This is a genomic window from Ruegeria faecimaris, from assembly GCF_900182615.1.
GTDB classification, from domain to species: Bacteria; Pseudomonadota; Alphaproteobacteria; order Rhodobacterales; family Rhodobacteraceae; genus Ruegeria; species Ruegeria faecimaris.
Genome location: NZ_FXTE01000003.1, coordinates 241,932 through 254,997 on the forward strand (window position 1 = coordinate 241,932; position 13,066 = coordinate 254,997).

General features: G+C 55.0%; 9 protein-coding genes and 1 tRNA gene. 5 read left to right on the forward strand and 5 right to left on the reverse strand.

Annotated features, from left to right (window positions below):
- Positions 1-3 precede the first annotated feature (3 nt).
- The gene (locus tag FN806_RS09345; RefSeq protein ID WP_142636384.1) at positions 4-1,347 is read right to left on the reverse strand and encodes a Na(+)-translocating NADH-quinone reductase subunit A; all 1,344 of its coding nucleotides are present in this window, start codon (positions 1,345-1,347) and stop codon (positions 4-6) included.
- A gap of 276 nt (positions 1,348-1,623) precedes the next feature.
- On the opposite strand from FN806_RS09345, the gene FN806_RS09350 reads away from it, so the two are divergent.
- From FN806_RS09350 to FN806_RS09365, 4 genes are all read left to right on the forward strand, one after another.
- On the forward strand, positions 1,624-2,739 hold the full coding sequence (locus FN806_RS09350; RefSeq protein WP_142636385.1) for a THUMP domain-containing class I SAM-dependent RNA methyltransferase: 1,116 nt from the start codon (positions 1,624-1,626) through the stop codon (positions 2,737-2,739).
- 115 nt (positions 2,740-2,854) lie between these two features.
- Positions 2,855-2,931, forward strand: a tRNA-Pro gene (locus tag FN806_RS09355).
- A gap of 975 nt (positions 2,932-3,906) precedes the next feature.
- Entirely contained in the window at positions 3,907-4,986 is a 1,080-nt protein-coding gene (locus tag FN806_RS09360; RefSeq protein WP_185956670.1) for an extracellular solute-binding protein, read from the forward strand.
- A gap of 29 nt (positions 4,987-5,015) precedes the next feature.
- Entirely contained in the window at positions 5,016-6,617 is a 1,602-nt protein-coding gene (locus tag FN806_RS09365) for a BCCT family transporter (protein ID WP_246097216.1), read from the forward strand.
- 382 nt (positions 6,618-6,999) lie between these two features.
- Here FN806_RS09365 and FN806_RS09370 read toward each other — a convergent pair whose 3' ends face one another.
- The gene (locus tag FN806_RS09370; RefSeq protein WP_246097217.1) at positions 7,000-9,021 is read right to left on the reverse strand and encodes a DEAD/DEAH box helicase; all 2,022 of its coding nucleotides are present in this window, start codon (positions 9,019-9,021) and stop codon (positions 7,000-7,002) included.
- A 410-nt stretch (positions 9,022-9,431) separates the two neighbouring features.
- Positions 9,432-10,595 carry an ATP-binding protein gene (locus FN806_RS09375; RefSeq protein ID WP_142636387.1) on the reverse strand — a complete coding sequence of 388 codons (1,164 nt, stop codon included), beginning with the start codon at positions 10,593-10,595 and terminating at the stop codon, positions 9,432-9,434.
- A 335-nt stretch (positions 10,596-10,930) separates the two neighbouring features.
- Here FN806_RS09375 and speD point away from each other — a divergent pair, with 335 nt between their 5' ends.
- Complete coding sequence (gene speD, locus FN806_RS09380) at positions 10,931-11,332, forward strand: adenosylmethionine decarboxylase (RefSeq protein ID WP_142636388.1); 402 nt, start codon at positions 10,931-10,933, stop codon at positions 11,330-11,332.
- On the opposite strand, the gene FN806_RS09385 is transcribed toward speD, so the two are convergent.
- The gene (locus FN806_RS09385; RefSeq protein ID WP_142636389.1) at positions 11,303-12,844 is read right to left on the reverse strand and encodes a polyamine aminopropyltransferase; all 1,542 of its coding nucleotides are present in this window, start codon (positions 12,842-12,844) and stop codon (positions 11,303-11,305) included. The two genes, speD and FN806_RS09385, sit on opposite strands and share 30 nt — an antisense overlap.
- Positions 12,841-13,065, reverse strand: coding sequence for a DUF350 domain-containing protein (locus tag FN806_RS09390; RefSeq protein WP_142636390.1), 225 nt, complete (start codon positions 13,063-13,065; stop codon positions 12,841-12,843). Before FN806_RS09390 ends, FN806_RS09385 begins: the two co-directional genes overlap by 4 nt.
- Position 13,066: the final 1 nt, after the last annotated feature.

Here is a 13,066-nt window from a genome sequence, read left to right on the forward strand (position 1 = left end):
GGATCAGCCCTCCTTTTCAATCTTGTTCAGGCAGTCGCGCAACGCCAGCCCGTATTCATATTTTGCCGGACAGGCAAAGCCGACAAGGCCCAGATCCTCTTCGTCCAGCTCTAGCGCGCCCAGAGCTTGCGCAGTATCGGTGTCCATCACCAGTAGTGCCCGCAGCAGTTGCGTCGGCAGATAGTCCTGCGGCATCAGCTCTTCGAACGTACCCGTGGGCACCATGGCGCGGCGCCCCCCATTCAGATTCGAGCTGAGCGCGTACAGCTTTTTGGCGAAAGCAGAACCCAGCACCGGCTGAACCGCAAATTTCGAAGGCATCGGGCGGATCCAACCCATCGGAATCTGGTCGTGGTCCTCACGGATGATGGTCATCTGCCTTGCAAAACGCCCCAGATAAGCCGTTGGGCCATCCGCATGCTGACCAGATAGGATCGAGCCCGAAATGATCCGTGCCGTGCCCTCCACATCAATCTCATCCCTGGTCAGGTCTTCGGTCGACGCTCCCATCACCGTACGGATCAGGCGCGGCTGACGGGCACCCGGGCCAGTCAGGGCGATCACCAGATTAGGGTCCAGATGGCCCGTCTGCATCAGGCGGCCAATGGCGATGACATCCTGATACCCGATGGTCCAGACCTGCTTTTCGCCCGCAAGCGGTTCGAGGAAATGGATGTGGGTTCCGGCCAAACCCGCAGGATGCGGACCAGAGAATGCCGCCGCCTCTACGTCTGGCAGATCGCTACCCGGAACTGAAGCACCGTCCTGCTGGCACAAATAGGTTTTGCCCTCGGTCAGCTTGGATACGGCTACCAGACCATCCGCAAATGCTTTGCCCGCGTCATTGATGATGAGTTCTGCATCTCCGGCCAGTGGCTCGCTATCCATGGCGGTGACGAAAATCGCTGCTGGCTTGGTGCCCGGAACTGGTATCTTGGAATAGGGACGCGTACGGAAAGCGGTCCACAGCCCCGCGGCGCATAGCTTGGCGGTAACACCCTCGGCGCTGTCCGCATCACCAACACCCGAGAAATCGATACCCGTGTCGTTGGCATCCGCAACCTCGATCACAACGCTTTGCAAAACCCGGCGCGCACCACGGTTGATGGCAACGATCTTACCACTTAGCGGGGCGACCATCATCGCCTCGGGTGCGTCCTTGTGACAGAAAAGCGGAGTGCCACGTTGAACGTCATCCCCCTCCTGAACCAGCATTCGCGGTTTCAAGCCAAGGTAATCGCCCCCCAAAACCCCAACAGTCTTGAATTCTGGACCCGGATGGATGGTTTGTTCCGGTGCGCCTTGCACCGGCAGCTCCAACCCTTTTTTCAGTTTGAAAGTTTGCATGTCGCTACGGTCTTCCAAGCCTCTTTACCTGTGCCGGCTGAGCCAACACCTATCTAGTGTCAGACAATAACGCGAGAATTCCAAGCAGTCGTCGCAAAAGCGTCGAATTGCGACTGAAATCCGCGGCCGTCCCTCTGATTGTGGCCCCTTTACGCGGGGATGATACCAAAAGCAAACCTGTAACCGTCAAAATTCCCTCACGGTATTCACTTTCTTGTATCACTTTCGCTGAAATTGCCTGTCGCGCCCCGATCATGTCCGGTGTAAGCACCCTTGATGGAACAAACGAACGATCTGGAAATTTTTCTGGTAGCAACGCCCGGACTAGAGGCGCCGCTGCATGCCGAGGCCACCGAACAGGGATTTGCCGATGCTAAGGTCATTGCTGGTGGCGTGGTTTGTCGGGGCGGGTGGCCCGAAGTATGGCGTGCCAACCTTTGCCTTCGGGGCGCAAATAAAGTTCTGGTTCGGATTGGCAGCTTTCCCGCTGTCCATCTGGCACAACTGGACAAACGCGCCAGAAAATTTCCGTGGTCAGATTTCCTGCGCCCGGAAGTGCCGGTAAAAGTCGAGGCGACAAGCCGCAAATCGCGCATTTATCATGCGGGTGCCGCGCGCCAAAGGATCGAACGAGCGCTGGCCGAGACACTGGGGACTCCAATCTCGACAGATGCAGCCCTGCGCGTGCTTTTGCGGATTGAGAAAGACATCTGCACATTCTCGATCGACACCTCCGGAGAGCCCCTGCACAAGCGAGGTCACAAGACTTCCGTCGCCAAGGCCCCCATGCGCGAGACAATGGCGGCCATGTTCCTGCGCGAATGTGGCTATCACGGGACCGAACCGGTGCTGGATCCCATGTGCGGGTCGGGCACTTTCGTCATCGAGGCTGCCGAGATCTCATTGGGCCTGCTTCCCGGTCGCACGCGTAATTTTGCATTCGAAAGCCTAAGGAGTTTTGATCCCGACATCTGGTCCGACATGCGCGCCGGGTCAGAACCCCCTGCCCCCGAGGTTCAGTTCTTCGGCTCCGACAGGAATGCAGGCGCGATCGAGGCCGCAAAAGCCAACGCGGAACAAGCCGGTGTTTCGACCAATACAACATTTCATTGCCACTCCATCAGCGATCTGAAGCCCCCGCAAGGTGCTGAAGGGTTGGTGATCGTAAACCCCCCTTATGGCGCCCGGATAGGCGATGAAAAACGGCTGCGATCCTTGTATGGGAGTTTCGGCAAGGTTCTGATGTCACGCTTCAAATGCTGGCGCGTTGGCATCGTAACAAGCACCCCATCCCTGGCCCATGCCACGCGCCTTCCTTTGCTTCCGGCAGGGCCGGTAGTGGATCACGGTGGCACAAAAATCCGACTTTATCGCACTGACCGCCTGGTCTGACATGGGTCTAATCGCGGGGATTTTGAGCCTGTCCAAAGCCTGTTATTAATCACAAACCAGACCCAGAATCCCTCTTGCACATCCAAACCCTCAGGTATAAATCACCCGCCACGGTCGGAGTGTAGCTCAGCCTGGTAGAGCACTGTCTTCGGGAGGCAGGGGCCGGAGGTTCGAATCCTCTCACTCCGACCAATAAAGCAAGGTTTCAACTGCAAAGATTTTTTGCTGTTTGACCAATAAACCTACTTTTCCGCACAATTTGGTTCGAGGATTCACTGCATGAATCCAAGGTGATAGCTGTGTGGTATGAACTGCTTTACTCCCACGAAGTCAAAATGACGAACTGGTTGGCCTACAATGAAGCGTTGAAACGGCTCGGCGCAAGGAATGAGGCCCTGCGAGCCTCTATAAACCTCTGTCGCGCCATCAGGTAAAATTGAGACAACGAGCATCGCTGGAGGCGCGTCGAGGGCAAGATAAATTGTATCAAATTGCTCGGCCGGTGCTTGGTGGTTTGCGACTTCAACCAGCAAGTCACAGAGTTACTGGCCCCTATCGACATCCTGAACGGTTACACAGCGACCGACATACAAATCACAAAGCGCGCAGGATATATTTGCCTACGCCCGTGGGCGGCGGCGATCATGCAGCTGTCATGAGAATGTTGATCAAGACTTCAAAGCTCCGCGATGTTGATATCCGTCGCGTGTGCGAAGTGGCACACCATGTCCTGGGCGTCGTCATTCCAGCGCCCGCGCACGCCCCTGAGGCTCTTTCGCCGAAGGTGAGATAGGCCCCAAGATCAGGTCCGTAATTAACTGTGGTCGATGAACAGGAACCGGTTTCTCTGTATCGCTGGCTTCTGGAAAACAACCTGTAACCGCAAGCCTTGTTTCTTGGTGGCTCTGCCAAATCTGTCGCTCTGTCTGGCGTAATAGTCGTATTTAGCTTTCGCAATTTTTGATTATTGCTGATCATCAGGGTGAATTTGATGTATTCTTGCTGAATGTGCTGGGAATTGACCAGGAGGACGACCCAAACAAAGCGCTTATACAAAATTAGAAGCGACTAGGGAGGAATTTGATGATGTACTATAGGCTAAAGGCGGTCAGGGGCTGTCGGATAATGATAGCTGCGCTGTTTTCTACTCTCTCTTTGAGTAATGCGATGGCGCAAAGTAACTCTGAGAGCGAAACCACAATCCCAGAGCCCGGGCCGTCCATCACCTTCACATCCTGGACCGGCCCTTACATGCGAAGTCAGATGCTTGGGTTTGTGCGCCCTTATGAGCAAGCCAAAAACGCTGATGTGCATGTTGCACATTACAATGGTGGCATCTCGGAAATCCGCGATCAGGTCGAAAGCGCAAATGTGATTTGGGATGTGGTCGACCTTACGCAAGCAGATTCACTTCGCGCCTGCGAAGAGGGCTTGCTGGAGAACATATCTGACATAGAACTGCCTGATGGCGTCGATGGCACACCATTTCGAGAGGATTTTGTCGAAGGTGCCCTAAATGATTGTGGCGTAGGAGTCATCGTATGGGGCACCGCATATGCGTATAACAATTCTCAATTCGCAGAAACGCCTCCATCAACCATTTCGGATTTCTTCGACACAGAAACCTATCCTGGGCCACGTGCCATCCGAAATGATCCGACAGTGATCATGGAATGGGCCCTTATGGCCGACGGCGTAGCCCGCGATGATGTGTATCCAACGCTAGAAACCGAAGAAGGTGTTGAGCGCGCGCTGAAAAAGATGGACGACATAAAAACCGGCCTGCAAATCTGGGAAACCGGGCGCGAACCCGTACGTCTGCTGAACTCTGGCGACATTGCTATGTCATCGATTTGGGCCACTACCGGTGCAACGGCCGCCCAGGAAGATGGTTCCGATTTTACGGTCAACATGGACGGCCGTGTGATTGAGCTGGATCTGTTCGGCATTCCAAAAGGAAGCCAGAATAAAGAAGAGGCCATTGATTTTATTCGCTTTGCTAGCAGCTCAAATTCGCTGGCCGATATGGTCGGGCACCTGCCAAATGGTCCAACCCGAAAATCTTCGATGACACTCCTGTCAGATGACGTTTTGGAGCGCATCCCGAACGGTCCGGCGTATGAAGACAATCTTTACATTCTGTCGGACGCCGAGTGGTGGGCCACCAACCACGGGCGCCTGGAAGAGGCGTTCCAGTCCTGGCTCGCAACCTCCGCCCGTCAGGGCGCTGCGGGTTCAACACGGTAAGCCGAAACAACAGGTCTAAGAGGTGCAAAATGAGTGATCAATCAACACAGAAACCTGAAAATCTTGTAGCAAAGAGCGGCTTGTTCAAAGGTATGAATCCGACGATGGGTATCGCTTCGATGGTGATGATATTGGGGTTTGTGTTTTTCACGATCCGTGATGTTGAAGCTTCAAGTGCGATCTTTGCGACAGGTAAAAACTTCATCATCGGTAGCCTGGACTGGTTCTATGTACTGGTCGTTAACGCGGCACTGTTTTTCGTAATTTGGCTTATGATCAGCCGGTTCGGACACGTGAAGCTGGGCAAGGATGATGACGAGCCAGATTTTTCAACGTTTTCATGGATTTGCATGCTGTTTAGTGCGGGCTTGGGATCTGGTCTGATCTATTGGGGCGTTGCAGAGCCAATGTTCCATATCCAAGGCAGCCCATTCCTTGAACGGGCGGGAATTGAACCAGGTTCGGTTGACGCGGCGGTTTCTGCGGTAACGATCACGAATTTCCACTGGGGTTTCCACGGTTGGGCCCTTTATGTGCTGGTTGGCCTCTGCCTTGCATATTTCTCGTACCGCCATGGGCTTCCTCTGACTTTGCGCACCGCTCTTTATCCTGTCCTGAAGGAACGGATCTATGGTCCCTGGGGTCATCTCGTCGATCTGATTGGCGTATTTGGTACAATCTTTGGCCTCGCAACCTCATTGGGGTTGGGCGTCACACCAATCGCCGCCGGTCTTGAGGATCTTGGCTGGATGGCAAACACCCAGACAAATCAGTTGATCCTCGTCGCAATCATCACCTGTCTTGGCACGGCTTCTGCTGCATCGGGTGTTGGCAAAGGCGTGCGTATCTTGTCTGAAGCCAACGTTATGGCAAGTGTTGGCCTGCTGCTCCTGTTCATCATTCTGGGACCAACGGCATTCCTGTTGGGCATAACCATATCCGGATTTGGAGATTACCTCTGGACGGTGATACCCATGGGTTTCTGGATCAACGGTGAGCCCGAAAACCAATGGCAGAGCTGGTGGACGATCTTTTACTGGGGCTGGTGGATCGCATGGTGCCCGTTTGTTGGACTGTTCATTGCGCGGGTATCAAAGGGGCGGACGATCAAGCAATTCTGCTATTGCGTTCTTCTTATTCCAACCTCAGTCGTGATGCTCTGGATGGGTGTCTTTGGTGGCGCAGCAGCCGGGGTTGATCTGTTCTACGACGCAGGTGTCGTCGAGGCGGTCAACAATGACTACGCCGCTGGCGTATTCCAAACGGTCAAAGGATTTGGCTACACATGGTTGGTGTACCCGATCACAGTGTTGATTACGGTTCTGCTGATTTCGTGGTTTGTCACGTCTTCTGACTCGGGGACACTGGTGATGTGCACAATGCTGTCGATGGGTGACGAGCATCCGCCAATCAAGTTCCGTGTGTTTTGGGGTATTACCGCAGGCGTTGTTGCCGGTGTCCTAATGCTGGCCGGTGGGTTGAGCGCGCTACAGACAGCGTCCATCGTCGCAGGGCTACCAATCGCTGTGATCTTGTTGTTCATGATCTATGGTATTGTCTCGTCGCTTCACGCTGAGCACCCAGTGCCAGATGTTGAGGATAAGTACGAAATGGAGTTCCTCAACAGATAGGCAGCCATTGTGGTTCAATTTGTCGAGAGGCAGTTACATCTGCCTCTCGACAATTACAGACTTGGGTTTCGACCTATCCGCGAAGCTTTCTTCGTTCTGATGTGAAGTTTGCCAAACTTTCTGGGAGCAAACGAATACGAAAGAACCTCTGCCTAATGGTTTCCACCAGCATCTCTGCTACCCGCGTGGTACAGCAACTGGATAGGCTTGTCGGCTCTCCATGGTGAGCCTCTCACACAATCTCGACCCGTGAACCAAAGGTACATTGTGGGGGATAGTCCGATCCTGGTCGTGATGGAGCGGTTTCTTTCGCCCATGCCTTCCATTGTCCCTTAAAGGTAATGCCCAGAGCCAAAAAACCAGGTTCGGAATGGAATGCAGGCTAAGTCTTCCGCCGTTTCGGGACAGAATCGCCACCTTTTGTAGATTTGGCCGCTGCGACTCGCGCTCGGTTCTTCTTGCTGCTTGACTTACCTTTGGGTGGAGGTGGACCCTTTGATGCTGTTCGGGCAGATTTGATATCGCCGCCTTTGGCTTCAGATTTACCGCCCTTACGTGCCTTTGGCTTTGCACCAACCGGTTTGAACAAGGCATCTGCCTCGTCTTTCGAAGCACGCTGGCGTTCTACTTTGGCTGATTTGACGGCCCTTGTGGAACGTTCTGCAGGGCTGGAAGGTGCCCGGCCTTCGGGTTCAGGCTTGCGACGTCCATAGGTTGCAGTGCCGCTCCGTTCGGTCGGAGTCGTATCTCGTTTGCTCGTAATCGGTTTGCCTCTTTGCTTTCCGGTGGGCTTGGTCCGGCCAGTTTCAGCAAAGTCCGGTGCCGCGTCCAGACGCACGAGATTCTTGACCTTTTCGATCTTCATCTCGGGCCCAACGGCTGTCAGAAACCCTTCGACGCTGGGCTCACGGATCTCGAAATAGGTCACATCATCGGCAATCCGGATGGCCCCAATGTCATCCTTCGTCAGATTGCCTGACTTGCAGATCATCGGCAGCATATAACGCGGCGACGCATTTTGATTGCGCCCCTCGGACAGCGAAAACCAGACGCTGGGGCCAAAGGCCGCGCGCGGTTTCTGGCTTTGCTGATCGACCGTCGACAACTCTTCTGGCGCGGAATGACGCAGCTTGTACTGCCGCAGGTAAGCTGCTGCAATCTGCTCAGGGGTAAAGCTTTCTACCATTTTCTGAACTGCTGCGCGTTCACTTTCCGTAATCTCTGCTTGCCAGTCATCCGATGCGAACATCCTCACCTGATCGCGTTCGGTCACCTCTTCGGCTGACGGGGCTGTCCCCCAATCGGCGGTCAGCTTGGCGAATTTCAGAATACGTTCCGCCTTTTTCCGCGACGCGGGTGCAACCACTAGTGCGCTAACGCCCTTGCGCCCGGCCCGGCCTGTTCGACCCGAGCGGTGCAGCAGTGTTTCATGGCTGTTTGGAAGTTCCGCATGGACCACCAAATCAAGGTTAGGCAAATCAATACCGCGGGCGGCAACATCCGTTGCCACACAGACCCTGGCACGCCCATCGCGCATGGCTTGCAAGGCGTTCGAGCGTTCGCTCTGGGTCAATTCTCCGGATAGGGCGACGACCGAAAAGCCCCGGTTTGACAGGCGCGCGGTCAGACGTGACACCATCGCGCGGGTATTGCAGAACACGATGGCGTTCGGCGCCTCATAATAGCGCAACACATTGATAATTGCATTCTCGCCGTCGCGCGGACCGACCAACATAGCACGATAATCAATATCGGCGTGCTGCGTCTTTTCGCTGACGGTGCTCACACGTTCTGCATCGCGCTGATACCGTGTCGCCAAATTGGCAATCGCACGTGGGACAGTGGCAGAAAACAGCAAAGTCTGACGGTCTGATGGTGTTTCATCCAGAATGAATTCCAGATCCTCTCGGAACCCGAGATCCAACATCTCGTCGGCCTCATCAAGAACCACGGCGCGAATGGCCGTCAGGTCGATCGAGCCCCGCATGATATGATCCCGCAGCCGTCCCGGAGTGGCGACAACAATATGCGCGCCACGCGCCAACGCACGGCGTTCATCCCGAATATCCATACCTCCGACGCAGGACGCCAGAAACGCGCCCGTATCGGCGAACAACCAGCTGAGTTCACGCTTTACCTGCAGCGCCAGTTCCCTCGTTGGTGCTACAACAAGTGCCAGCGGTGCGCCCGAGGTTTCGAAAGTCTCAGCGTCACCCAAAAGTCGCGGCGCAATCGCCAGACCGAATCCGATGGTTTTACCCGATCCGGTTTGGGCCGAAACCAGCATATCCTTCCCTTCCAGTTCGGGCCGGGTTACAGCCTGCTGAACTTGGGTTAAGGTGTCATAGCCCTTGCGAGCCAGCGCATTTGCAATGGTTTGTTTCACAGCGGTGGTTCTTTTCATCGGTCAGGAGATGGGATTGTGCGGTATTGCAATCAATGCATCATCCATGGGTAAAGACAGCCCCTTAACGAGTGTCTTGACTATTGTATAGCCACGAACCGGGGCAGATGCGGTGAAAATCCCGTATCCTGTCCGTACTGCTCCCTTTCAGTAGCGGCTTGAGACCCTCGCCGCTTTCGGTTCAATTTGTTGAGACGCGGCAGAAGCGCAGGCTTGGAATAATCAAAACAGGCGTTTTTCTGTAGAGCTTTCAACCGTCTGTAAACCAGCTGTCCCTGTCGGGCTGGCGGTTAACGTGACTACTCCTTCGGGAAATCTACTACAAGCAGTCGGATTCGATAGCTTCTACGACCACGTTTTCTTCGAATTTAGGGCATGACGTTGAGCCAATGGCGCGGTCCCTCTTGCGTCTATGCTGACGCCAGCCGTTTCATTGCGCTCATGAGAGGCATAGCCCGCACACCTCCCTGCCCCGGCACTTCCTTGTCGTTGGCATAGACAAGGATGCGCTCTGAGACGTCCAATTCTTCTGTCGCGATGTGAAACCCACGCGTAACCTTCGCTGATGTCGTCCGCTTGATCTCTATGGCCCAGAGGCCGCCGCGGGGAAGTTTCAATAACAAATCTACCTCAGCCCCTGCTGAAGAGCGATAGAAGTTTGCTTCTGTTCCGCGCGGTGCCGCGGTGATCAGGCTTTCGATGCAGAACCCTTCCCAACTGCCGCCGACAACCGGATGCCCCAGTAGGTCTTCTTGCGTTTCGATCCCAAGAAGTGCATGGGCCAACCCGGAATCGCGAATATAGACCTTAGGGGACTTGACCAAACGCTTTCCGGCATTGGAATGCCATGGCTGCAAACGGCGCACCAGCATCAGGTCGACCAGCAAATCAAGATAGCGCGCAACGCTCTGGCCAGAGACACCCAGGTTTCCCGCAAGTTTCGCCGCATTGAGTAACCCGCCTTGCTCATGGGCAAGCATTGTCCAGAACCGGCGCAATGTTTCCGCCGGGATGCGCAACCCAAAAGCCGGAACATCGCGTTCCAGATAGGTGCGGATGAAATCCTCGCGCCATGCCAGGCTGGTTTTGTCGTTCTTGGCAAGGAAGCTATCTGGAAACCCACCCCGCAACCACAGCGCAGAGATCGAGTCCGCTCCGGTTTCCGACAAAATGAAAGGCGTCAGCTCGTGATAGCTGACCCGGCCAGCCAAAGATTCTGCGCTTTGGTGCAGAAGCGTGTTCGAGGCCGACCCCAGCAGCAGGAATTGCCCAGTCCGATACCCTTGTCTTCGTCGTCGGTCAATCTGACCGCGTAATGCCTTAAACAGGCCGGGCATAAGCTGAACTTCATCGATCACCACCAGGCGCCCAACCTGCTCGTCGAGATAGAGGTCTGGCTCTTCGAGCACCTGGCGATCAGCAGATCTCTCCATATCAAGATAGACAGCGTCACGGCTTTCAGCGATATCCTGCGCGAGGGTTGTCTTCCCAACTTGCCGCGGCCCAAGCAGGACTACACCCGCCTGGTTCTCGAGAGAGTCTTCAACTGACTTCCTATCACCGCGCTTGATCATACCTTGCATTTATTCCATTTGATGGAAGATTTACAAGGTTAAAATTCCAAATTACTGTCCAGTGAAACCCTATCGTCTCGGCCCTTCACCCCAGAACCATGACACGCAAGTCTGGACCTTAGGTCGAGCATAATCGTGGAAAGCTGCGTCCCATTTGATCAAGAGAAAATAGAACCTGAGTACGTTCTTCTTTCTTAACTATTAAATTCGAAGAGTCCTCTTTGCATCCCTCAATTTCATTTCCATTGCCCTGAAGGGCGAAGCCAACTAGGTACTTGCCGCGCACAAACCCCTAAGAATCTGCGAAAAATCAAATCGCAGAAAGGACCAGGATCATGACCATACCAGCAATCAAAAACGCTGACACAGGCACGCTGGCTGGCTCGGGAATGCATATTCTGGTCGATCATTACGGCAGCCTATACCTAACCGACGTAATGCACATCGAAGAGGCACTGACCCGCGCTGCGCGGGAGGCTGGCGCAACGATACTGTCGGGCAAGTTCCACAAATTTGGCGGGCATGGCGGTGTGACCGGAGTGTTGTTGCTGGCAGAATCCCATATCTCGATCCACACTTGGCCGGAAAATGATTATGCCGCCATCGACATCTTCATGTGTGGCACAACGCAACCGGACAAAGCGGTCGCATATCTTGAGAAGCACCTGCGCCCTGCCCGAGTTGAAATTACGCGCGTCAACCGCGGTTTACCGGAACCAGTAGTCCCAACCGTCTAAGTAATATCCCATCAGTGCGTGCGATTGCAGTGTATTAGGTTCGGCATCGACCCGGTCGGTATCACCGTCAAAAATCTGTGCCGCGCGCCAAACATCATCGTCGAGATAGCTCAACCCATCCGGCAGTTCGATTCTGCGGTCGGTCAATGGTTCAAATGTAGCCAGAACAAACCCCCATTCGCCGAAGCTCGGCACGTAGCTGCGATAGGGAACCGCCTGCAGTCCCCGCCCGGGTCTTTGCGGATTGCGGCTGCTCTCGATCGTTTCGGCCACCGACCAAAAGGCCTGTCGGGCAAAGAACGGTGATCCGGCCTGAGTGACAAAGACCCCCTGCCCGCTTAGCCGTTCGGCCAGCAAGCCGTAGAATTGCTTGGTGTATAGTCTGGACAAGGCGATGGATTTGGGGTCTGGCAGATCAATGATCACCACGTCGTAAATCTGGGTTTCCCGCTCCAGAAACCTCCAGGCGTCTTCATTGACAACCGTCACGCGCGGGTCGCTGAGAGCATTGTCGTTCAGCTTGGACAGATCTGGATGGTCGCGAAACAACTGCGTCACACGCGGATCAAGATCCACCAGCGTCACGGACTGCACCTCGGGATAGCGCAGCACCTCGCGCGCGGCCATGCCGTCTCCACCCCCCAGGATCAGAATGTCACGCGCGCGCGGCGCAAGGGCCATGGCCGGATGCACCAGTGGCTCGTGATAGCGGTGTTCGTCAAGGGAATCGAACTGGATCGAATGATCCAGAAACAGGCGCACCCGGTCGCGGTACCGGGTGACGGTGATCTGCTGATACGACGTGGCCTCGGACAGGATGACATCATCTTCGAACAGTTCGGCCTCGGCGACCGAGACCAGCCGTTCGGACTGCCACAGTGCGCCCAGTGTTGCCACAAAGGCCACCGCCCAAACCGCAACCTGGACTCGCGTGGCCCATTCCCGAAACACCAACAGAGACAGGCCTGCGACGGCAAGGTTCAACCCTCCAAAGGCCAGGCTGGCCGACATCAGTCCCAGATATGGGATTACCAGCAGTGGAAAAGCCAGCGAGGCAACCAGCGCACCGATGTAGTCGACGCTCAGCACGTTTTCAAAGCGGAACTTCAACGCCCCAATCTGTTCCAGAACACGGGCGATCAAAGGGATCTCCATCCCCGACAGGATACCAATGGCAATCAAGGCGCCGTACAGCGGCAGGGCCACCTGCCCCATCCACGCGTAGTTCAGAAACAACACCGGCGCCAAAAATCCGCCGACAATGCCCAAAAGGATCTGAGCCCAGACAAATCCGGAAAACGCATCCGAGACAAAGCGCGATAGCCAGGCCCCGACCCCCATTGCTGACAGAAAGATACCAATCACCAGCGAGAACTGGCGGACGGAGTCCCCCAGCAGATAACTGGAGAGTGTGGCTGCAATCAGCTCATAGATCAGACCGGCGACGGCCACCAGAAAGGTGGCCAGCAACAACCACGCGGCGCGCGCCTCAACCGCGCGGGGCGGGGTCATGACAAGATGACAGCCGCAATGATGATGGAAACTGCTACAAACAGCAGCCCGATCAGGATCGCCAACGCGATGTTCTGATCTTTTTCGATCTCGTGCACGACCGAGAAGGGTGTCATCCAGTCGATCACCTTCCACACGACCCACATCAGCGTCACGCCCAGAAGGGTGTAGAAGATTGTGCTGATGATTTCTGCAATCTGAATTGCTGCTATATAATCCATT